Origin of the sequence: Actinoplanes sp. NPDC051343 (genome assembly GCF_044455125.1) — a bacterium.
In the GTDB taxonomy this organism is placed as follows: Bacteria; Actinomycetota; Actinomycetes; order Mycobacteriales; family Micromonosporaceae; genus Actinoplanes.
Genome location: NZ_JBITEL010000004.1, coordinates 364,718 through 384,911 on the forward strand (window position 1 = coordinate 364,718; position 20,194 = coordinate 384,911).

The 20,194-nt window shown below is 70.7% G+C and carries 19 protein-coding genes; 12 read left to right on the forward strand and 7 right to left on the reverse strand.

Features of this window, described 5'->3' with window-relative positions:
* Positions 1 to 26 precede the first annotated feature (26 nt).
* From ACIA5C_RS15765 to ACIA5C_RS15785, 5 genes are all read left to right on the forward strand, one after another.
* Positions 27 to 2,933 (forward strand): vitamin B12-dependent ribonucleotide reductase, encoded by a 2,907-nt coding sequence (locus ACIA5C_RS15765; RefSeq protein WP_396054975.1) that lies wholly within the window; start codon positions 27 to 29, stop codon positions 2,931 to 2,933.
* Between the two features lie 109 nt (positions 2,934 to 3,042).
* Positions 3,043 to 3,738: a hypothetical protein gene (locus ACIA5C_RS15770; protein ID WP_396054977.1), complete on the forward strand. Its 696-nt coding sequence runs from the start codon at positions 3,043 to 3,045 to the stop codon at positions 3,736 to 3,738.
* A 253-nt stretch (positions 3,739 to 3,991) separates the two neighbouring features.
* Positions 3,992 to 5,182 carry an MFS transporter gene (locus ACIA5C_RS15775; RefSeq protein WP_396054979.1) on the forward strand — a complete coding sequence of 397 codons (1,191 nt, stop codon included), beginning with the start codon at positions 3,992 to 3,994 and terminating at the stop codon, positions 5,180 to 5,182.
* A 262-nt stretch (positions 5,183 to 5,444) separates the two neighbouring features.
* Positions 5,445 to 5,846 carry an SRPBCC domain-containing protein gene (locus ACIA5C_RS15780; protein WP_396054981.1) on the forward strand — a complete coding sequence of 134 codons (402 nt, stop codon included), beginning with the start codon at positions 5,445 to 5,447 and terminating at the stop codon, positions 5,844 to 5,846.
* A 43-nt stretch (positions 5,847 to 5,889) separates the two neighbouring features.
* A complete protein-coding gene (locus ACIA5C_RS15785; RefSeq protein ID WP_396054983.1) occupies positions 5,890 to 6,366 on the forward strand; it encodes a hypothetical protein in 477 nt (158 codons plus the stop codon).
* Here the strand turns inward: ACIA5C_RS15785 and ACIA5C_RS15790 are convergent.
* Together ACIA5C_RS15790 and ACIA5C_RS15795 are read right to left on the reverse strand one after the other, a co-directional pair.
* A complete protein-coding gene (locus tag ACIA5C_RS15790; protein WP_396054985.1) occupies positions 6,355 to 7,260 on the reverse strand; it encodes an alpha/beta fold hydrolase in 906 nt (301 codons plus the stop codon). The two genes, ACIA5C_RS15785 and ACIA5C_RS15790, sit on opposite strands and share 12 nt — an antisense overlap.
* Positions 7,257 to 7,748 (reverse strand): hypothetical protein, encoded by a 492-nt coding sequence (locus tag ACIA5C_RS15795; protein WP_396054987.1) that lies wholly within the window; start codon positions 7,746 to 7,748, stop codon positions 7,257 to 7,259. Before ACIA5C_RS15795 ends, ACIA5C_RS15790 begins: the two co-directional genes overlap by 4 nt.
* A 121-nt stretch (positions 7,749 to 7,869) precedes the next feature.
* Here ACIA5C_RS15795 and ACIA5C_RS15800 point away from each other — a divergent pair, with 121 nt between their 5' ends.
* Complete coding sequence (locus ACIA5C_RS15800) at positions 7,870 to 8,430, forward strand: hypothetical protein (RefSeq protein ID WP_396054989.1); 561 nt, start codon at positions 7,870 to 7,872, stop codon at positions 8,428 to 8,430.
* A gap of 145 nt (positions 8,431 to 8,575) precedes the next feature.
* Here ACIA5C_RS15800 and ACIA5C_RS15805 read toward each other — a convergent pair whose 3' ends face one another.
* Positions 8,576 to 9,259 (reverse strand): metal-dependent transcriptional regulator, encoded by a 684-nt coding sequence (locus tag ACIA5C_RS15805; RefSeq protein ID WP_396055619.1) that lies wholly within the window; start codon positions 9,257 to 9,259, stop codon positions 8,576 to 8,578.
* Between the two features lie 140 nt (positions 9,260 to 9,399).
* On the opposite strand from ACIA5C_RS15805, the gene ACIA5C_RS15810 reads away from it, so the two are divergent.
* Together ACIA5C_RS15810 and ACIA5C_RS15815 are read left to right on the forward strand one after the other, a co-directional pair.
* Positions 9,400 to 10,587, forward strand: a complete 1,188-nt coding sequence (locus tag ACIA5C_RS15810) for an acetoin utilization protein AcuC (RefSeq protein WP_396055621.1) — start codon at positions 9,400 to 9,402, stop codon at positions 10,585 to 10,587.
* A 9-nt stretch (positions 10,588 to 10,596) separates the two neighbouring features.
* Complete coding sequence (locus tag ACIA5C_RS15815; RefSeq protein ID WP_396054991.1) at positions 10,597 to 13,158, forward strand: GNAT family N-acetyltransferase; 2,562 nt, start codon at positions 10,597 to 10,599, stop codon at positions 13,156 to 13,158.
* 498 nt (positions 13,159 to 13,656) lie between these two features.
* Here the strand turns inward: ACIA5C_RS15815 and sigB are convergent, their stop codons facing one another.
* Complete coding sequence (gene sigB, locus ACIA5C_RS15820; RefSeq protein WP_396055623.1) at positions 13,657 to 14,640, reverse strand: RNA polymerase sigma factor SigB; 984 nt, start codon at positions 14,638 to 14,640, stop codon at positions 13,657 to 13,659.
* A gap of 251 nt (positions 14,641 to 14,891) precedes the next feature.
* On the opposite strand from sigB, the gene ACIA5C_RS15825 reads away from it, so the two are divergent.
* Positions 14,892 to 15,638, forward strand: coding sequence for a sporulation protein (locus ACIA5C_RS15825; protein ID WP_396054993.1), 747 nt, complete (start codon positions 14,892 to 14,894; stop codon positions 15,636 to 15,638).
* Here the strand turns inward: ACIA5C_RS15825 and dtd are convergent, their stop codons facing one another.
* Genes dtd through ACIA5C_RS15840 form a run of 3 tightly spaced genes read right to left on the reverse strand, consistent with a single transcriptional unit; the run spans position 15,639 to position 17,112 of the window.
* Positions 15,639 to 16,061 carry a D-aminoacyl-tRNA deacylase gene (gene dtd, locus ACIA5C_RS15830; protein WP_396054995.1) on the reverse strand — a complete coding sequence of 141 codons (423 nt, stop codon included), beginning with the start codon at positions 16,059 to 16,061 and terminating at the stop codon, positions 15,639 to 15,641.
* Complete coding sequence (locus ACIA5C_RS15835) at positions 16,061 to 16,729, reverse strand: phosphotransferase (protein WP_396054997.1); 669 nt, start codon at positions 16,727 to 16,729, stop codon at positions 16,061 to 16,063. Before ACIA5C_RS15835 ends, dtd begins: the two co-directional genes overlap by 1 nt.
* Before the next feature lie 56 nt (positions 16,730 to 16,785).
* A complete protein-coding gene (locus ACIA5C_RS15840; protein ID WP_396054999.1) occupies positions 16,786 to 17,112 on the reverse strand; it encodes a hypothetical protein in 327 nt (108 codons plus the stop codon).
* 93 nt (positions 17,113 to 17,205) lie between these two features.
* On the opposite strand from ACIA5C_RS15840, the gene ACIA5C_RS15845 reads away from it, so the two are divergent.
* Genes ACIA5C_RS15845 through ACIA5C_RS15855 form a run of 3 tightly spaced genes read left to right on the forward strand, consistent with a single transcriptional unit; the run spans position 17,206 to position 20,185 of the window.
* Positions 17,206 to 18,945, forward strand: a complete 1,740-nt coding sequence (locus ACIA5C_RS15845) for an MFS transporter (protein WP_396055001.1) — start codon at positions 17,206 to 17,208, stop codon at positions 18,943 to 18,945.
* A 7-nt stretch (positions 18,946 to 18,952) separates the two neighbouring features.
* Entirely contained in the window at positions 18,953 to 19,597 is a 645-nt protein-coding gene (locus ACIA5C_RS15850) for an HAD family hydrolase (RefSeq protein WP_396055003.1), read from the forward strand.
* 12 nt (positions 19,598 to 19,609) lie between these two features.
* A complete protein-coding gene (locus ACIA5C_RS15855) occupies positions 19,610 to 20,185 on the forward strand; it encodes an HhH-GPD-type base excision DNA repair protein (RefSeq protein WP_396055005.1) in 576 nt (191 codons plus the stop codon).
* Positions 20,186 to 20,194: the final 9 nt, after the last annotated feature.

Sequence of the window (20,194 nt, forward strand, 5' to 3'; positions counted from 1 at the left end):
TGGCAGTACCAAAGAGGGGGAGCAGTATGGCCGGGGACGGCATCACAGCAGGTCGGCAGCGCAGCCGTGCGAACGGCGACCGCGCGGCCGCAGGGGGGCTGCGGGTCGAGCGGGTCTGGACGACCGACGGTGTGCATCCGTACGACGAGGTCGAGTGGGAGCGCCGCGACGTCGTCATGACGAACTGGCGTGACGGCTCGATCAACTTCGAGCAGCGCGGCGTGGAGTACCCCGCGTCCTGGAGCGTCAACGCGGCAAACATCGTGACCACCAAATACTTCCGGGGTGCCGTGGGCACGCCCGAGCGCGAGTGGTCGCTCAAGCAGCTGATCGACCGGGTCGTCTCGACCTATCGCAAGGCCGGCGAGGAGTACGGCTACTTCGCCACCCCGGCCGACGCCGAGATCTTCGACCACGAGCTGACCTGGATGCTGCTGCACCAGGTGTTCAGCTTCAACTCGCCGGTCTGGTTCAACGTCGGCACCAAGTCGCCGCAGCAGGTCAGCGCCTGCTTCATCCTGTCGGTCGACGACTCGATGGACTCGATCCTCGACTGGTACAAGGAAGAGGGCCTGATCTTCAAGGGCGGGTCCGGCTCCGGCGTCAACCTGTCCCGCATCCGCTCGTCCAAGGAACTGCTGTCGTCCGGGGGGACCGCCAGTGGCCCGGTGAGCTTCATGCGTGGTGCCGACGCCAGCGCGGGCACCATCAAGTCGGGCGGCGCCACCCGCCGGGCGGCCAAGATGGTCATCCTCGACGTCGACCACCCCGACATCGAGGAGTTCGTCTCGACCAAGGCGCGCGAGGAAAACAAGATCCGCGCCCTGCGGGACGCCGGCTTCGACATGGACCTGGGCGGCGCCGACATCGTCAGCGTGCAATACCAGAACGCCAACAACTCGGTCCGGGTCTCCGACGAGTTCATGCGGGCGTACGAGGAGGGCGGCCAGTTCGCCCTCCGCGGCCGGCTCGACGGCGACGTGATCGAGACCATCGACGCCAAGAAGCTGTTCCGCGACATCGCCACGGCGGCGTGGGAGTGCGCCGACCCGGGCCTGCAGTACGACGACGTCATCAACGACTGGCACACCAACCCCGAGACCGGCCGGATCACCGCGTCCAACCCGTGCTCGGAATACATGTCGCTGGACGACTCGTCCTGCAACCTGGCCTCGCTCAACCTGCTCAAGTTCCTCAAGCCGGACGGCTCGTTCGAGGTCGAGAAGTTCGTCAAGAGCGTCGAGTTCATCATCACCGCGATGGACATCTCGATCTGCTTCGCCGACTTCCCGACCGAGAAGATCGGGGTAACGACGCGGGCGTACCGCCAGCTCGGCATCGGATACGCCAACATCGGCGCGCTGCTGATGGCATCCGGCCTGCCGTACGACTCCGAGGGCGGCCGCAGCGTCGCGGCGGCGATCACCTCGCTGATGACGGGTACGGCGTACCGCCGCTCGGCCGAACTGGCCGGTGTCGTCGGGGCGTACGAGGGTTACGCCCGTAACGCCGAGGCCCACAAGCGGGTCATGCGCAAGCACGCCGCCGCCAACGACGAGATCCGTCCGGCCGGCACGGTCGCGACCGAGATCGTGCGGGCGGCGACCAAGCAGTGGACCCACGGCAACAAGATCGGCGAGAAGAACGGCTGGCGCAACGCGCAGGCCTCGGTGCTGGCCCCGACCGGCACGATCGGCCTGATGATGGACTGCGACACCACCGGCATCGAGCCCGACCTGGCGCTGGTCAAGTTCAAGAAGCTGGTCGGCGGCGGCTCGATGCAGATCGTCAACCAGACCGTGCCCCGCGCGCTGCGCAGCCTCGGCTACCCCGAGGAGCAGGTCGAGGCGATCGTGGAGCACATTGCCGAGCACGGCAACGTGGTCGACGCCCCCGGTCTCAAGCCGGAGCACTACGCGGTCTTCGACTGCGCGATGGGCGAGCGCTCGATCGCACCGATGGGCCACGTGCGCATGATGGCCGCGGTGCAGCCGTTCATCTCGGGCGCCATCTCCAAGACGGTCAACATGCCCGAGACGGCGACCGTCGAGGAGATCGAGGAGATCCACTACCAGGGCTGGAAGCTCGGCCTGAAGGCGCTCGCGATCTACCGCGACAACTGCAAGGTCGGCCAGCCGCTTTCGGTGGCGAAGAAGGAGAAGCCGGCCGCCCAGATCGAGGCTCCGCTCGTCGAGGCCGAAAAGATCGTGGAGAAGGTCGTCGAGTACCGGCCGGTCCGCAAGCGGCTGCCCAAGAAGCGCCCGTCGGAGACGGTGTCTTTCTCGGTCGGCGGCGCCGAGGGCTACCTCACCGCGTCGTCCTACCCGGACGACGGTCTCGGCGAGGTCTTCCTCAAGATGTCGAAGCAGGGTTCGACGCTGGCCGGCGTCATGGACGCCTTCTCGGTGGCGATCTCGATAGGGCTGCAGTACGGCGTCCCGCTGGAGACGTACGTCAGCAAGTTCACCAACATGCGCTTCGAGCCCGCCGGCATGACCGACGACACGGACGTACGCATGGCGGCCTCGGTGATGGACTACATCTTCCGTCGCCTGGCGCTCGACTTCCTGCCCTACGACACCCGCGCCGACCTGGGCATCTTCACCGCCAAGGAGCGGGCCGCCCAGGTGCAGGCCGAGGCAGCCGCCGAGGTTGCGGCCGCCAACGCCGACCTCGCGGGCATGGCCGCCTCCGCCCCGGTGTCGGCCCCGGTCGGTGCCGTCACCGCCCCGGCCGAGGCCTCGGCCCCGGTCGCCCCGGCCGAACCCGACAAGGTGGTTCCGGTCCAGGCCGGCTCCTCCACCGAGCTGCTCGAGGTGGTCACCGGCCACTCCGCCGACGCGCCGCTCTGCTTCACCTGCGGCACCAAGATGCGCCGCGCCGGCAGTTGCTACGTCTGCGAGGGCTGCGGCTCCACCTCCGGCTGCAGCTGATCACAGCCGCCTGACTGAGGCGAGGGTGTCCCGGTTCCGGGACACCCTCGCTTTTGTATTCACGAGGCGCTGTCCCGGCACCCCGGCGCGGCCGTCGTAGGGTGCGACAGTGGGAGACATCTTCGGCCCGCCTCGTGAAGATCCCGCGGCGGCCGTCCAGCGGCTGGTGCACGACTCGGCTTTCGACGAGGTCGAGCTGATCGTCCTTTCCGGACTTGAGCTCTGCACGTCGGGCGTCGACCGGCAGGCTTTGTTCGACCCCGCCGTCGCCGCGGCCTGGCGCTCCTTGCCCGATCGGGCTCGTGACTCGGCGCTGCGCGAGATCTCGGCCAGTTTCGTGTTCCGCCGGCTGATGCGGATCGTTCCGCAGACCGGCAAGGTCGAGCACGCGCCCGAGTTGAATATCCTGAGGGACGCGCGGACCGACCCGGCCTTCGCCCTGACGGCCGCGTTCGACGGGAGCGACGGGCGTGGCCTGCGGATGTTCGGCTTCGGCGAGGCGGTCGTCATCGAGAGCCCCGTCGCGGCGCCGGGCCGCCGTCGGGACGTCCAGCGGATGGGGCCGCTCGGCTGGCTCTTCCGTTACACCCTCGCCTCGAAACCGATCGCCGCCGATGTGCTCGTGAAGTGGACCAGGCCGGCGCTGCCCCGGAAGGCCAAGGGCCGGGTCATCATGGCCTTCCGGCGTGGCCAGGACCGCGCCGAAGTCGTCGCGATCAGCCGTAGGGGAAAGGCGACCCGCAACGGTGTCCCACTGGATGCCGGGACGCTCGACGATGTGGTGAGCGGGCTCGTCCGGAACTGACGCTACGACCTCGCGATGGGGGCACGCCGCCCACGCCCGGCCAGGGCCGCGACCCGACGGGAGAGCGTGGCCGCTGCTCGGCCCGGGCGCTGACTCTGGCCGTCCAGTGGTCGAGCCAGTCCTCGGCCGCATCGATGTCAGCCATGCCGAACCACCCTCGCGACCCTGGCCGACTCCGCGGACCAGACGACCGGCCGTGCGGAAGCACTCATTCGCTGGTACCGGCCGAGCTTTAACGTGTAAGTTCCCGAGCATGACGCTCGCCGACCTCGACCGCCCGCGGATCGAGCGGGCCAAACTCGCGGTCGGCATCACGTTCGGCACCAACGGCCTGGCGTTCGCGGGCTGGTTCGCCCGGGCCCCCGCCGTGCGGCACGACCTGCACCTTTCGGCGGCCGGGTTCGGACTCCTCCTGCTCTGCATCTCGGTGGCCGGCATCGCCGCGATCCCGGTCGCCGGCCCGCTCGTGCAGCGCGTCGGCCCGGCCCGCGCCGTGTTGCTGGCCAGCCTCTCGATGGCGGCCGGCCTGACTCTGCTGGCGACCGGCACACTCCTCGGCTCGGTCCCGGTCGCCGGCCTCGGCCTCGTGCTGGCCGGCATGGGCAACAGCAGCTGGGACGTCGCGATGAACGTCGAGGGCGCCGACGTCGAGCGCCGCCTCAGCCGCACGATCATGCCGCGTTTCCACGCCGGTTTCAGCCTCGGCACGGTGCTCGGCGCGGCGGTCAGCGCGGCCGCCGCGGCCGCCGGCATCGCGGTCTCGGTGCAGCTCTATCTCACCGCGGCCCTCACGGTCGCGGTCATGGTCTTCGCCGTACGCGGGTTCCTCCCGCACGTGCCTCTCCCCGAGGGTGAGTCGCACCCGATGAGCGTCCGGCAGGCCTGGCTCGAGCCGCGCACGATCCTGATCGGCCTGATCCTGCTCGGTTTCGGCTTCGCCGAGGGCACCGCCAACGACTGGCTGGCGATCAGCCTGGTCGACGGCTACCACGCCACCGAGACCGTGGGCGCGATCGGCTACGGTGCGTTCGTCGTCGCGATGACGCTGTCCCGGCTGTTCGGCGGCTACGCGATCGAGCGCTGGGGCCGCGTGGCCGTGCTGAGGGCCACGGCGGTCGCCGGCGTGGCCGGCCTGCTGCTCGTCTTCAGCGGCGCGGCGATCCCGCTGGCCCTCCTCGGTGGCCTGCTGTGGGGCGTGGGCTCCTCGCTCGGCTTCCCGGTCGGCATGAGCTCAGCCGCCGACGATCCGGTCCGCTCGGCGATCCGCGTCTCGGTAGCCGGCTCGATCGGCTACGCGTCGTTCCTGGCCGGCCCGCCCCTGATCGGCGTCCTGGCCCAGCACCTCGGCGTCCTCAACGCAATCCTCTGCGCCCTGGTCTCGCTGCTCATCGGCGTGCTCGCCTCGGGCGCCGCCCGCCCCTTGAAGCCGACCGCTCTCGACTGACGCATCGCCCTCCGCCTCCCCCCACGACTCATCGACGCGTGCCATGCTGAGGCGTGCTTGGTGACCGGCTCTCCGCACGCCTGATGGCCGCCGAACAAGGCCGAGGTCATGGCGTCGGTTCCCGCCCGCGCCGCCCCGAAGCGGCAGGACGCCGGAGACGCCACCGTGAGCCCTCGATCGACGGCGGCAAAGTGCCCGCCTGCTCACCGACGGCATTCCGAAGCGGGTCTTCGGCCCGCGTCCCCACCTGGAGCTGATGTCCATGACCTTTGACCGGTCCGCCGAGATCACCGTCCATCTGGACGCGCCGCCCGAGCGGGTCTACGCCGCTTTGACCGACGCCGACGCCCTTCAAGCCTGGTACTGGCCGGCGACCGTCTCGCCCCGCGCGTTCTCCGACCCGGTCGTCGGCGGGCGCTTCGGGATCGACGCCGACGGCATGGGTTTCGCGGGCGTCTACACCGAACTCGAGCCGCCCCGACGCATCGTGCAGTCGTGGCGCTGGCAGGGCGACGACCGCGACAGCCGGGTCACGATCGACCTTGTCGCGACGGACGGTGGCACCGACCTCACCGTCGTTCACGATCGGCTCGACGCCGAGACGGCTGAGATGTACCGCCAGGGCTGGCAGAGCTGCCTCGACCGGCTCCCGGCGTACGTCTGAATGCGTAAGCTGACCGCCGCCCTGGCCACCCGCCGGGCTGCTCTTGATCTCCGCTTGTGACCACCGGACGGCCGCCGCCAAGCCGACCTGGGAGCAGCCCGGGCTGGTCGCCACCGCCGAGGTCGGCGACCGCACCGAGCTGCGCGTCTACTCTCCGGCCGACTGGGATGTCGCCATCGACGCCACGGCGACGACGAACGGCGCGGTGGTGACCAGCGCCGACGTCTTCAGCCGCGCTGACCACTTCGTCTGCGGCGGCGGCCCCTTCGGCGGGGATGAGCTGGCCTGCGTCCGCGACGGCAAGCGGGCCGAGATCGGCGTGCTGATCGGGCGGCCGAATCAGGAGCTGGCGCAGTTCCGGTCGCTGGGCAAGTTGCCGGGCCGGCCGTTCACCGGCGGTTTCGCCTCGCCGGACGGCAAGCGTCTGCTGGCGCAGCGGGCCGACGGTTTCTCTATGCGCTCCCGGCCACCGGTGGAACGCCCAGGAAGGTCTTCGGCGGTCTGCCCGTCACCGTGCTGAGGTGGTCAGGAAGTCGCTGATCAGGTCGGCGAGCAGCCCCGGCTGTTCGACCACCATCGCGTGCGAGGCGTCGGCCAGCGAGATGTAGCGCAGATGTCCAATTGCGGCCGCCTGCTCGACGAGGAACCGCCGGTGCGCCGCGTAGAGGTCGGCGAACGGCTCCTGCTCGGGCAGGGCGCGGGTCGGCAGCACGACCAGCTCGGGGCAGGTCGTGGCGGCGTAGACCGGGCTCAGGTCGAGTTCGTTCATCAGCTCGCGCATCTGGGCCGCGGCCGCGGCCGACGGGCGGGTCGAGGTCTCGCCGCTCTCGTGCACCAGGTTGCGCCGGAAGCCCTCCAGCCACACCTTCTCGTTCGCGCCCATGTCGCGGGCCGCCTTCCGCTGGGCCTCGACCAGGTCGGCCAGATGGTCGGCCGGGATCGGCCGGCCCATCCCGGCCTGCATCTCGTCGAAGACCTTCCGCAGGCGGGCCAGATCGGCCGCCGCGGCCGGCGGTTGCATGCCCGGCAGGTGCTCGACCCGGCTCGGCGGCGGGTTGCCGTCGAGGCTCACCACGCCCGAGGCCTCGGGGTGGCGCTGGCCCCAGAGGGCGGCCAGCATGCCGCCGAGCGAGTGGCCGACCACGGCCGGGCGGTCCAGTTCCATCTGTACGCAGACCGCGGCCAGGTCGCCCAGCGCGGCGTCCCAGGTCCAGGGCCCGTCGCCGGAGCGTCCGTGGCCGCGCAGGTCGACCGTGATCACCCGGTGCTTGGCCCGGAGCGCGCGGGCCAGCGTCGTCATGTGTGCGAGGTTGCCGCCGGCGCCGTGCAGCAACAGCAGGGGCGGCTGGTCGCCGCCGAAGTCACGGACCGCGAGCGGCAGTTCGCCCGCGTCGATCAGGCGGTCGTTGATCACGTCTGCTCCTGAGAATCCGGGCGGGACCGCAGGCGGTCCCGGATGGCGGACGACGGCACGCCGCCGTCCGGATGTCGCGGCAGGCGGCCCCGCCGCACCAGATCGTGTACGCCCTGGCGTGTGATGCCGAGCATGGCCCCGGCGGTCGCGTAGGTGACCGACTCGGCCCATGGATGCCCGGCCCGGTGCGCGACGACCTGGCCGAGCGGGGTCGCCCACCAGTCGTCGGGCGGGTCGAACCCGCGGTCGCCGGGGTAGAGGGTGGCGATCAGCCGGGCCGCCATCATGACCGCGGCGGTGTCGCTGCCCGTACGCATCGTGTCGGCCCACCGGCGGGCCCGCAGCCGCACCAGTTGGCGCACCGCGTCGACCGCGTCGTCGCCCTCGAGGAGAACTTCGAGCGGATCGAGCAGTCGCACGTCGAGCAGCCGGGCGATCTGCTCGACCAGGGCATCGTCCACGACCGCCATCTTCCCGGTACTTGACATGCGGCGTCAAGTTGGTGGCGATGGTCACGCAGCGTACGCCTTTGGTGCCGGACGTGGCCCTTTCGCGCTGCCCGCCGCACAAAGTACGGTGTGCCCCGAATATCTCGGGGAGGGATCAACAGTGCGTTCGCGTTCCGCCGCCGCGGTCGGCGTCGCCGCCCTGCTTGCCCTCACGGGCTGCAACAGCAAGCGGGACGCCGGGGCCGAACCGGCGGCCCTGCCTCCGGTCAAACTGGTCGAGCAGCCGGCCGCCTCGGCCGGCGGCGCCTGCATCCTCTGGGACTACGCGTTCATCAAGGAGAAGATCGGCGTCACCTTCAACGTGGCCGCCGCCGACCAGGTCGACGACACGTCGACCTGCGTGGTGCAGACCATCGAAGGCGACTACCCCGACCTGATGCTGTCGGTGGTCGAGAGCACGACGGCCGACTCCAAGCTGTTCCTGTCCGACCTCAAGCCGAACAAGGCCGCCACCCTCAAGGGGCTGGGCAAGGCCGGCTACCGGCTCGACTCGGCCGCGTCCGGTGTCCACGGCCCGAGCGTCGAGATCAGCTGGTTGAGCGAGGCCAACCAGCTGCAGACCCTGAAATTCACTTTCGCCAAGGCCGCGACCGCCAACGACGTAACCACCATGAACGCCAAGCTGCTGGACTTAGCGAAGGCCATGGATACCACTGATTAGTGCTCACTGCCCCGTCTGGCGATTGCCGCCGGTGTTATCGCAGCTGATTTTCTGCCGCCCGTGGTTTTTGCGGGCGGCAGAAAATCATCTCCGATGACACCGGATCCCAGGCAATCGCCCGCGGAGCGAAGCGAAGCCAGCAAACTCAGTAGGCTACGAAGACCCTGGACGCTACCTCGCGGGGGAGGCGGATCTTGTCGCCGGAGCGGTCGATGGTCACGCCGTCGCGCTCCTGGGCCACCGTCACCGTCGTGCCCGGGTCGATGCCGGCCGCGTGCAGCTGGCGCAGCACGTCGGCGTTGGTCTGCACGCTCTCGCAGATGCGGCGCACCACGACGCTGCCGGACAGGCCCGGGAACGCCAGGTTGCGCTCGCCGGTCACCCCGTTCAAGTGCTCGTCGGCCGTCTCGTCGAGCACGTCCAGCCCCGGGATCGGGTTGCCGTAGGGCGACCTCGTCGGCTTGTTGAGCAGCTCGTAGACCTTCTTCTCCACCTGGTCGCTCATCACGTGCTCCCACCGGCAGGCCTCTTCGTGGGCCTCCTCGTAGGGCATGCCGATGACGTTGACCAGCAGAAGCTCGGCCAGCCGGTGCTTGCGCATCACGGCGACCGCGGTGACCCGGCCCTCCCCGGTGAGCACGAGGTGCCGGTCGCCCTCGACGCTCAACAAGCCGTCGCGCTCCATGCGCGCGACCGTCTGGCTGACCGTGGGACCGCTCTGGTGAAGCCGCTCGGCGATGCGCGCACGCAGCGGCGGGACGCCTTCCTCTTCAAGCTCGAGGATGGTCCTCAAATACATTTCGGTAGTGTCGACCAGGTCGTTCACAATGCGGCCCTCCCAGCAGCGATATTACCTCGTTACCGGGGGTTGACTTCCGCCCCGACAGGTGGTGCAACGACCTTACCCGACGGCGTCTTCCCATGCCCGCAGCAACGGTGTGCACCCCCGACCGTGGCAGCATGGCGGTCATGGTGCAGCCGACGACCGCCGTGGTCTGGGACAGGGCCCTGCTCGACTACGACATGGGCGACCACCCGATGGACCCGGTACGCATCGAGTTGACCATGGCGCTCGTCCGTGACCTGGGCCTTCTCGACCGTCCCGGGGTGCAGACGATCGTTCCCGAGCCCGCCACCGAGGCCGACCTGCTCCGCGTGCACCGGGCCGACTACCTCGACGCCGTACGCCTCGCCCCGAGCGACCCGTTCTTCTCCGGCTGGGGCCTCAACACCCCCGACAACCCGGTCTTCGAGGACATGCACGAGGCGTCGGCGCGGGTGTGCGGCGCCACCATCGCCGCGGCCGACGCGGTCTGGCAGGGCCGGGCGACCCGCGCAGTCAACGTGGCCGGCGGGCTCCACCACGCGATGCCCGCCCGGGCGGCCGGCTTCTGCGTCTACAACGATCCGGCGGTCGCCATCGCGCGGCTGCTCGAGCAGGGCGCCCAGCGCGTTGCCTATGTGGACGTCGACGTGCACCACGGCGACGGCGTACAGGCCGCGTTCTATCACGATCCGCGGGTGCTCACGGTCAGCCTGCACGAGACGCCGCTGGCGCTGTTCCCCAACGTGTCGGGTTTCGCCGACGAGGTGGGCGGGCCGGGCGCCGAGGGCACCGCGGTCAACATTCCGCTTCCGCCGGGTACGACCGACGCCGGCTGGCTGAAGGCGTTCCACGCGGTGGTCCCGTCGGTGCTGCGGGCGTTCCGCCCCGAGATCCTGATCAGCCAGTGCGGTGCCGACGGCCACCGCCTCGACCCGCTGGCCGACCTGCGGCTCTCGGTCGACGGCCAGCGCGCCGCCTACCTGGCCATGCGTGACCTGGCCGACGAGTTGTGCGAGGGCCGGTGGGTGGCGACCGGCGGCGGAGGCTACGCGGTCGTCGAGGTGGTGCCCCGGGCCTGGACCCACCTGGTGGCCGCGGTCACCGGCGACCCGCTCGACCCGGCCACCGAGACGCCGGAGGCATGGCGCCGGCTCGCCGCCGACCTGCGGCCCCGGGCCGAGGTTCCGGCCACGATGACCGACGGCGTCGACCCGGTCGTGGAACGCTGGGAGCCGGGCACCGCTGCCGACCCGGTCGACCGCGCGATCCTCGCCACCCGCCTGGCCGTCTTCCCGTTGCACGGCCTCGACCCGCACGACCCGCGCGACTAGGAGCAAACAGTGGAGCGAAACGCCGACGTTCTGCTCTCCGACGGCACCGCCGTTCACCTGCGCCAGATCCGCCCGGACGACGCCGCCGCCATCGTGGAGTTCCACTCCCGCATGAGCGACCGCACCCGCTACCTGCGCTACTTCTCGCCGTACCCGCGCATCCCCGAGCGCGACCTGCAGCGCTTCGTCAACGTCGACCACCGCGACCGCGAGGCCTTCGTCGTCGTCAGCGGCGACCGCATCATGGCCGTCGGACGGTACGAGCGGCTCGGCCCCGACTCCCCGGAGGCCGAGGTCGCCTTCGTCGTCGAGGACGCGCACCAGGGCCGGGGCATCGGCTCGGTGCTGCTCGAATACCTGGCCGACGCCGCCCGCGACCACGGCATCACCCGGTTCGTCGCCGAGGTGCTTCCCGAGAACGGCGGCATGCTGCGCGTCTTCAGCGACTTCGGCTATCAGGTCCAGCGCAAGTACGCCGACGGCGTGGTCCACCTGGGCTTCCCGATCGCGCCGACCGAGAAGTCGCGTGAGGTGCAGGAGTCCCGCGAGCAGCGCACCGAGGCCCGGTCGATCGCCCGGCTGCTGGCTCCGCGCGGCGTCGCGGTCTACGGCGCCAGCGCGAGCGGTCAGGGCATCGGCGCGGCAATGCTCGGTCACCTGCGCGACGGCGGTTACCAGGGCGCGATCGTGCCCGTGCACCGGCGGGCGTCGCGGGTGGCGGGCCTCCCGGCGTACACCTCAGCGTCGCTCGCTGGTGTCGCGATCGACCTGGCCGTGATCGCCGTGCCGCCGGGCGGAGTCGGCGATGCCGTCCGCGACGCGGCGGCGAGCGGGGCCGGCGGCATCGTGGTGGTCTCGGCCGGTTTCGCCGAGACCGGCGCGGACGGCGCCGCCGATCAGCGTTCGCTGATCGACGCGGCGCACGCCGCGGGCCTGCGCGTGGTGGGTCCCAACAGCATGGGGGTGGCCAATGCCGATCCGGGCGTACGCCTGAACGCCACGCTCGCCCCGCGGCTGCCGGCCGCCGGACGGGTGGGGTTCTTCAGCCAGAGCGGCGCGCTCGGTGTCGCCCTGCTGGCCGAGGCCGACCGCCGCGGCCTGGGCCTGTCGAGTTTCGTCTCGGCCGGCAACCGGGCCGACGTCTCCGGCAACGACCTTCTGCAGTACTGGCAGGACGACCCGGGCACCGACGTCGTCATGCTCTATCTGGAGACGTTCGGCAACCCGCGCAAGTTCGCCCGGCTGGCCCGCCGCATGAGCCGGGTCAAGCCGGTGGTCGCGGTCGCTTCGGCGACCCGCCCCCGCGGCCTCGCCGGCGACCTGCCCGGCCCGGACGCCCACGCGGTGACCGCGCTGTTCGCCCGCTCCGGCGTCATCCGGGTCGACACCGTCCGCGAGATGTTCGACGTCGGCCTGTTGCTCGCCCACCAGCCGCTGCCGCCCGGCCGGCGGGTCGCCGTGGTCGGCAACTCGTCCGCGTTGTCGCAGTTGGCGGTGGCCGCGAGCCGGGCCGCCGGGCTGATCGTGGCCGATGGCTATCCGCACGACATCAGCCCGCAGGCGGGCGCCCACGACTTCGCCGACGCGCTGGCCGATGCCGCGGTCGACTCCCGGGCCGACGCGCTCGTCGTCGTCTTCGCCCCGCCCCTGCCCGGCCAGCTGCCCGACGAGGACGCCGACTTCGCGACCGCGCTGGCGAGCGTCGCGCTGGCCGGCGAGAAGCCGACGGTCGCCACGTTCCTGCTCGGCAACCTGCCGCCGGGCGTCCCGTCCTACCCGTCGGTCGAGGAGGCGGTGCGGGCACTGGGCCGGGTCGCGACCTATGCGGAGTGGCTGCGGCGACCGCCCGGCGTGCTGCCCGCACTGCCCGATGTGGACCCGTCGGCCGTCGACCTCGACGGGCCGCCCTCGGAGCTGCTCGCCGCGTACGGCATCGACGTCGTCCCGTCGACCCTGGCCACCACCGTCGAGTCGGCGATCGCGGCCGCCGGGACCCTGGGCTACCCGGTCGCGCTGAAGGCGGCCGGCGGCGCCCTCCGCCACCGCATCGACCTGGGCGCCGTCCGCCTGGCCCTCGCCGACGAGGACGACCTGCGGGCGGCGTACCGCGAGCTGGCGACCGCCTTCGGACCCGACGTGCTGGTGCAGACGATGGTGCCGCCCGGTGTGGCCTGCACGATCGAGGTGATGGAAGACCCGGCCTTCGGCCCGATCGTCGGCTTCGGGCTCGGCGGCGTCGCGTCCGAACTGCTCGGCGACCTGGCCTGGCGGGCCGCTCCGCTCACCGACCGGGCGGCCGAGATGCTGGTCGACGAGCCGCGCGCGGCCCCGCTGCTGCACGGCTATCGTGGCTCGGCCCCGGTCGACCGCGCCGCCCTGACCGACCTGCTGCTGCGCGTGGGCCGTCTCGCCGACGACCATCCGCGTCTGCGGTCACTCTCGCTCAACCCGGTGCTGGCCCGCCCCGACGGCATCTCGGTGCTCCACGCGGCAACCGAGATCGGCGACGTGAAGCCCCGCCCCGACTCGGGTCCCCGCCGGCTGGGCAAAACCGCCGTCGCCGAGCAGTAGCTGTCCGTTGACCCAGCCTCCCTACGGCGAGCCGAGGAACTCGACCAGGTCAGCGGTGTCCTGCGGCGTGCCGAGCCGCGAGCGATCCCGGCCGTCCGCCCGACTCCGGTGAGCAGCGCGACGGGCCGGTTTGACGTCATGTCGCCGATGTTCGGGGCCCGGTCCACCGTGGACGCAATCGCGTTTCGCGCGGCGACGTCAGCCGGCCCCCAGCCGGCCGGCGGCCGTAGAACCACGACGTCCCCGTCGGCCGCCCGATAGTCGCCGGCCTTCACCGTCTTGGCCGTGACCGTGGTGTCCTGCCGGAACGTCGGTTCCCTGGCCGGCGAGTGGTAGCGCTTCTCGCCGGCCGCCTGGTGCATCAGCCCGTAGGCGGCGACCGGCGGCACGATCAGAGTCAACGACGTGAGATGCACCGGCGTACGGGAGAAGGCGCAAGAAACGCGACCGCCCCGCCCACCGTGATCGGTGGGCGGGGCGGTCGGTGAGAGCGAAACGTCAGCCGGCGTAGGCCTCGAGCCGGGAGGAGCGCTGCGGGTCGCGCAGCTTGGACATCGTCACCTTTTCGATCTGGCGGATGCGCTCGCGGCTGAGACCGAACTCGCGACCCACCTCGTCGAGGGTGCGCTGGCGGCCGTCGTCGAGGCCGAAGCGGAGGCGGATGACCGCCGACTCCCGCTCGGACAGGGTCGACAGCACGATCTCGACCTCGCTGCGCAGCTCGCCCTGGGAGGCTCCGCCGCCGGGCTGGTTGGGGCCGGCCGCGGCCACGAAGTCGCCGAGCGCGCTCTCGCCGTCTTCGCCGACGGCCTGGTCGAGGCTGACCGGCTCGCGGTCGTAGGAGATGAGCTCGATGACCTGGAACTCGGGGACCCCGAGGGCCTGGGCGATCTCGGCGATGCTGGGCTCGCGTCCGAGCGAGGTGGCCAGGTCGCGCCGGCTGCGGACCATGCGGTTGACCTGCTCGACCATGTGCACCGGGATGCGGATGGTGCGGGCCTGGTCGGCCATGGCGCGGGTGATGGCCTGTCGGATCCACCAGGTGGCGTAGGTGGAGAACTTGTAGCCCTTGGTGTAGTCGAACTTCTCGACCGCGCGGATGAGGCCGAGGTTGCCCTCTTGGATGAGGTCGAGGAAGGCCATGCCGCGGCCGGTGTAACGCTTCGCGATGCTGACGACCAGCCGCAGGTTGGCCTCGAGCAGGTGGTTTTTGGCGGCTCGCCCCTCCGCGATGATGATGTGCAGGAGCGGGGCCAGATCGTCACCCGCCTCGGGCAGCTTTTCCTCCGCGTAGAGGCCGGCCTCGATGCGCTTGGAGAGCTGGACCTCCTCGACAGCGGTCAGCAGGCGAGTGCGACCAATGCCGTTCAAGTAGGCCCGGACGAGGTCGGCGGAGACCCCGCGCTCGTCTGTGGCATCCAGATCGGTCAGGAGCTCGACACCGTCTGCGATGCTGTCCTCGGTGGGGTTGCTCGCCGTCATGCTCTCCGTCGCCTTCATCTGCAGGACCATCTTTCAGTCCCCTCCCCGCTGATAAACCGTCTCGTGCGCCCAGCCCGCTTCGTGCCGGTGATCGATAGCTTGGCCCGGAGCGCGTTAAGCCGAAGTGAGGCAAGCGTCCAGGTGGCATGAATCAGGGAGAACCCTGACGTCGCCAAGCCGACATGTGCCCGGTTTGTCAAGAACTGGGTGCCGTAATGTCATCCACACGTCGCGGCGGAGGGATTCGGTTCGTGGTTTTCCGAAAAATGTTGCGAGCCTTCGGCGTGGGTGGTCCGGACGTCGAGACGCAACTGGCCGATCCGCACTGCCGGCCCGGTGGCGTGCTGGAGGGAACGGTGCAGGTCACCGGGGGTGACCACGCCGTGGACGTGGAGTACGTCGCGATCGGACTGATCACCCGGATGTCCGAGGAGAACAGCGAGGGCGATCAAGAGTTCCACCGCCAGCGCCTGACCGGTTCGTTCCGATTGGTCCCCGGCCGTCACCACGAGGTGCCCTTCCGTTTCGAGGTGCCCTGGGAGACGCCGATCACAGAGCTCTACGGGCAACGCCTCAACGGCATGTCGATGGGTCTCACGACCGAGCTCGAGGTGGCACGCGCGGTCGACAAGTCCGATCTGGACACCGTGATGGTGCATCCGCTGCCGGCGCAGGAACGCATCCTCGAGGCGCTGCTGCGGCTGGGCTTCCGGTTCAGCCGGGCCGACGTCGAGCGCGGCCGGGTCTACGGGGTCGAGCAGCGGTTGCCGTTCTATCAAGAGATCGAGTTCTACCCGCCGGCCGCCTACGCGAGCGCGATCAACGAGCTCGAACTGACGTTCGTGCCCACGCCGGAGCGCCTGCAGGTGGTGCTCGAGGTCGAGCGCCGCAGCCGTCGCCGGCCGGAGGGTTTCGGCCGCTTCGACGTCGACTACAAGACGATCGACGAGGTCGACTGGCCGACGGAGCTCGACGGCTGGCTCCGGCGCGCCCGCTGATTAGAGCTCGAGCATCAGGGTTTGCGGGCCGACGTTCACGCTGTCGACCAGCATGTGCGCTCGGAAGCGACCGGTCTCGACGTGCGCGCCGCGGGCGCGCAGGCTTTCGACGTACGCGGTGACCAACGGTTCCGCCACCTCGGCCGGTGCGGCCGCGCTCCAACTGGGCCGGCGCCCCTTGCGGGCGTCGCCGTACAGCGTGAACTGGCTGACCACCAGCAGCGGCGCCCCGCGGTCGGCGGCGGACGTCTCCCCGTCGAGGATGCGCAGCTCGTACGTCTTGCGCGCGAGTTCGGCCGCCTTCGCCGGGGTGTCGTCGTGGGTGACGCCCAGCAGCACCAGCAGCCCGTCCTCAATCTTGCCGACCACCTCGTCGTCGACGGTGACGGCGGCCCGGCTGACTGTCTGCACCAGTGCACGCATCAGTGCTCACCGCTATTTCTCGCGGCGGCTGCGCCGAGTCTCACCCTGGCCGCCGCGGTGCCGAGCGCGGCCACCTCGTCGGCCGACATCGTCCACTGTCCACTGCGGATCTCGACCGCGCGGTCGAGCTTGCTCAACGGGTCACCGGGCGCGGCGGCCAGGAAAAGGTCGAGCATCTCACCGGCTTGGTCGCGCATCTCGTGTTCGATCGACCCGATGGCGACCTGGGCCAGGATGAGCGCGCACAGAGCGGTGTCCAGATCGGGCGGCCCGTCCCCGGCGTTCCGCCAGTCGATGACGACCGGGCCGCGGGAGGTGAGCAGCACGTTTTCCGGGTGCAGGTCGTAATGCCCGATCGTCTCGGAGCCGGACCGGCCGGGGATCTCGTGCAGCCGGCGCAGCAGATCGGCCAGCGTGGTCGCGGCCTCGTCGATCGAGAACGTGCGGGCGATCAGCGCCTGCGCCATGGTCGGCCCGTCGAGCCGCTCCATCACGATCTCGGGACCTTCGGCCGAGTAGGTCACCGGCACCGGATAGCCGCGGTCGTGCACGTACGCCATCACGGCGGCCTCGCGGGTCGCGTCGCTGCCGTCCCGGTAGCGGCGCAGGACCCGCCCGTCGTCGAGCGCGAACACGTCGGCTTCCCGGCCGGCGGCGAAGGGCATCATCGGGCCGACGGTAGCGGACGGCCGTGGCGACGGCGTCACCACGGCCGCCGCCGTAACTATTCCAGCGAGCCGTCCGGCGGGCTGTCCATGGCGCCCGTGGTGGCGTCACCGGTCGTCGTGTTGGCCACGCCCGGGCCCGTACGCGGGTGGGCGCGGAAGCTGTTCGGCCCGGCGTTCCCGCCGGTGGTCGTCATCACGCCGTGCTCCGGGTGCGGCCCGCCGTCCTGCAACTGGTCGATGTCGGAACCCGCTTCCAGCGTGCTCGACAGGCCCGGCGCGTCGTCGCCCTTCTCCGGACGGTACGTCGAAGGCTCGTCGAGGACACCCGGCCCGTAGTCGTCGCCGAAGATCTCCCGCTCGATGCTCTCTTCGGAGTCGCTCATCTCTCCACCTTCATCCTCGTCAACGGTCGTTGCAGACGTTATCCCCGCCTGGTGGCGCTGAACACGTGCGGCCCGCATCCGAAAGTAGTTAGCATGGCTAATGAAACACTCGGAGGGAGCGCGGTAATGGCCGGCGGCGGACGGATCCCCTACAAGTGGTCGGTGCTCACCAACACCACCCTGGGCATGCTGATGGCGACGGTGAACGCCTCCATCCTGATCATCTCCTTACCGGCGATCTTCGACGGGCTCGAGCTCGACCCGCTCGCCCCCGGCAACGTCAGCTACCTGCTCTGGATGCTGATGGGCTACATGCTGGTCACCGCGGTGCTGGTGGTGACGCTGGGCCGGCTCGGCGACATGTTCGGCCGGGTGAAGATCTACAACTCCGGGTTCGCCGTCTTCACCGTGGCCTCGATCGCGCTCGCCCTGGTCCCGTTCGGCGGCGCCGGGGGAGCGATCTGGCTGATCGCGTTCCGGATCGCGCAGGGCGTCGGCGGCGCGATGATCATGGCGAACTCGACAGCGATCCTCACCGACGCGTTCCCGGCCCGGCAGCGCGGCACCGCGCTCGGCGTCAACCAGGTCGCCGGCCTGGCCGGAAGCTTCATCGGGCTGGTGCTCGGCGGCGTGCTGTCGGCCTGGAACTGGCGGGCCATCTTCTGGGTCAGCGTGATCGTCGGCGCGATCGGCACGTTCTGGGCGTACCGGAACCTGCAGGAGACCGCCTCCCGGCGGTCCGGGGTCAAGGTCGACTGGTGGGGCAACCTGACCTTGGCGGTCGGGCTCACCGCCCTCCTGGCGGCGATCACGTACGGGATCCAGCCGTACGGCGGGCACACCGAAGGCTGGACCAATCCGATGGTTCTCGCCGGGCTGATCGGCGGCGCGGTGCTCCTGGCCGCCTTCGCCGTCCTCGAGACCCGGGTCGAGCAGCCGATGTTCCGCCTCAGCCTGTTCAAGATCCAGGCGGTGTGGGCCGGCAACGTGGCCGCCCTCCTCAACGCGGTCGCCCGCGGCGGCCTCCAGTTCATGCTGATCATCTGGCTGCAGGGCATCTGGCTGCCACTGCACGGCTACTCGTTCGAGTCGACGCCGCTCTGGGCCGGCATCTACCTGCTCCCGCTCACCGTCGGCTTCGTGGTCGCCGGCCCGGTCTCCGGCTTCCTCTCCGACCGGTACGGCGCCAAGCTGTTCGCCACCGGCGGCCTCGTGATCATGGCGGCGTCATTCGTCGGCCTGCTGCTGATCCCGATCGACTTCAGCTACCCGGTCTTCGCCGTGCTGCTGTTCGTCAACGGCGTCGGCTCGGGCCTGTTCTCGGCCCCCAACACGACCGCGGTCATGAACGCGGTGCCGGCCGACCAGCGCGGCGTCGCCTCGGGCATCCGGGCCACGTTCCAGAACGGCGGCATGGTGCTGTCGATCGGCGTCTTCTTCTCGCTGCTCGTGGCCGGGCTATCCAGCTCACTGCCTGGCGCGCTGCACAGTGGTCTGGCGGCCCAGCACGTACCGGATCAAGCGATCGCCGCGGTGACCGCGGTGCCCCCGGTCAGCCTGATGTTCGCCGCCTTCCTCGGCAGCAACCCGATCGCCTCCGTGCTCAACGCCGCCGGCGTGCACCTGCCGGCGGCCACCGTCGGCACGCTGACCGGCAAGACCTTCCTGCCCCAGCTGCTGACCGGGCCGTTCCACAGTGGCCTCGCCGTCGTCTTCACCCTGGCTACCGTGCTCGCCCTGGCCGGCGCGGTGGTCTCGCTGTTCCGCGGCGGCATCTTCATCCACGACGAGGTCGTCCAGGAGCAGACGGACGTCGAATACGAGGCGGCATGATGGTCGGGTGCGGACTGCGATCGTCTTCGACTTCGACGGCACCATCCTCGACACCGAGACGCCCGAGTTCGTCGCCTGGCAGGAGGTCTACGCGACCTACGGCGCCGAGCTCGACCGGGCCGTCTACTCGCAGGTGATCGGCACGACCGACGCGATTTGGAGCCCGTCGGCGCACCTCGCCGAACTCGTGGGCCGGCCCCTCGACCGGGCCGCGCTGGAGGCCGTCCAGCGCGAGCGCTTCGACCGCCTGATCGCCGCCGAAAGGCCGCGCCCGGGCGTACTGGAGTGGCTGGACGAGGCCCGCGACCTGGGCTTGAAGGTCGGGCTGGCGTCCAGCTCGTCGTCCACCTGGGTGTTCCGGTTCCTCGACCAGCTGGGCCTGGCCGGCCGCTTCGCCGCCGTGGCGACCCGCGAGCGGGTCGCCCGCAGCAAGCCCGATCCGGCGCTCTACCGGCTCGCCCTGGACGACCTCGGCGTGAATCCGGCCGACGCCCTGGCGGTCGAGGACTCCCCGAACGGCATCACCGCGGCCAAGGGGGCCGGCCTCTACTGCGTTGCCGTCCCCAACCCGATGACCGCCGGCTCCACCATGGCGGGCGCCGACCTGCAGCTGTCGTCGCTGCTCGACCGCCACTTGAGCGACGTCGTGTAGCAAGATGTCGCCATGACGTTCTCGCTGCCCATCGACGCCGAGGCCAACGCGCTGCTCGACCGCGACCCGCTGGCGGTGCTCCTGGGGCTCACGCTCGACCAGCAGATCACCATGGAGAAGGCGTTCACCTCGCCGTGGGTGCTGGCGCAGCGGCTCGGGCACGAGCCGACCGCGGCCGAGCTGGCCGACTTCGACCCCGAGGCGCTGGTCGCGATCTTCGCCCAGCCGCCGGCCCTGCACCGATTTCCCAAGGCCATGGCCGCCCGGTGCCAGGAGGTCTGCCGCGTGCTGGTCGACCAGTACGGCGGTGACGCCGCGGCTCTGTGGCGGGACGCGGCCGACGGCGCCGAGCTGTTCCGGCGCATCCACGCGCTGCCCGGCTTCGGCCAGCAGAAGGCCCAGATCCTGGTCGCGCTTCTCGGCAAGCAGTGCGGCGTGACCCCGCCCGGCTGGCGGGAGGCGGCCGGAGGGTACGGGGAAGCCGATGCCTACAAGTCGGTGGCCGACATCGTCGACGACGAGTCGCTGACCAAGGTGCGCGCCTACAAGAAGCAGGTCAAGGCCGAGGCGCGCGCCGCAAAGGCCTGACCGTAGACC

Coding starts and splice junctions, on each gene's coding strand:
- ACIA5C_RS15765 (WP_396054975.1), top strand. CDS start 27: ATGGCCGGGGACGGCATCACAGCAGGTCGGCAGCGCAGCCGTGCGAAC.
- ACIA5C_RS15775 (WP_396054979.1), top strand. CDS start 3,992: ATGACGCTCGCCGACCTCGACCGCCCGCGGATCGAGCGGGCCAAACTC.
- ACIA5C_RS15780 (WP_396054981.1), top strand. CDS start 5,445: ATGACCTTTGACCGGTCCGCCGAGATCACCGTCCATCTGGACGCGCCG.
- ACIA5C_RS15795 (WP_396054987.1), bottom strand. CDS start 7,748: ATGTCAAGTACCGGGAAGATGGCGGTCGTGGACGATGCCCTGGTCGAG.
- ACIA5C_RS15810 (WP_396055621.1), top strand. CDS start 9,400: ATGGTGCAGCCGACGACCGCCGTGGTCTGGGACAGGGCCCTGCTCGAC.
- sigB (WP_396055623.1), bottom strand. CDS start 14,640: ATGACGGCGAGCAACCCCACCGAGGACAGCATCGCAGACGGTGTCGAG.
- dtd (WP_396054995.1), bottom strand. CDS start 16,061: ATGCGTGCACTGGTGCAGACAGTCAGCCGGGCCGCCGTCACCGTCGAC.
- ACIA5C_RS15835 (WP_396054997.1), bottom strand. CDS start 16,729: ATGATGCCCTTCGCCGCCGGCCGGGAAGCCGACGTGTTCGCGCTCGAC.
- ACIA5C_RS15840 (WP_396054999.1), bottom strand. CDS start 17,112: ATGAGCGACTCCGAAGAGAGCATCGAGCGGGAGATCTTCGGCGACGAC.
- ACIA5C_RS15845 (WP_396055001.1), top strand. CDS start 17,206: ATGGCTAATGAAACACTCGGAGGGAGCGCGGTAATGGCCGGCGGCGGA.
- ACIA5C_RS15855 (WP_396055005.1), top strand. CDS start 19,610: ATGACGTTCTCGCTGCCCATCGACGCCGAGGCCAACGCGCTGCTCGAC.